The organism is Micrococcus sp. GbtcB5, assembly GCF_019091605.1.
GTDB classification, from domain to species: domain Bacteria; phylum Actinomycetota; class Actinomycetes; order Actinomycetales; family Micrococcaceae; genus Micrococcus; species Micrococcus luteus.
The window spans coordinates 1-247 of sequence record NZ_JAGXJK010000327.1 but is presented as its reverse complement, the minus strand read 5'-3'; the positions used below and the strand labels follow the sequence as shown (position 1 = coordinate 247).

Annotated in this window: 1 protein-coding gene; it reads left to right on the top strand. The window is 74.1% G+C overall.

The window, feature by feature from the left end:
• Positions 1–247, top strand: a 247-nt coding sequence (locus KVS67_RS12555) for a hypothetical protein (protein ID WP_217565503.1), incomplete at both ends; no start/stop codon positions are given.

Genomic DNA, 247 nt, shown 5'->3' with positions numbered 1-247 from the left:
GCCCCGGGGCCACGTGGGCCGGCGTCGTCCTCACGTATCGCGACGGCGCGGGCGGCGTCGTCTCGCTGTGCCGTCAGTTCTTCCTGCGCGGCACCGCGATGTCCCGGGCCGACATGAAGGACCTGTGCCTGCTCGTGCGCTCTGCCGTGGACCTGGCCGAACTGCAGACGCTGGTCGGCGACGGCATCAGGACCCGCCGTGTGCAGGCGCGCTGGCCGCCGGCCGGCGTCACCACGTACGGCGGGCA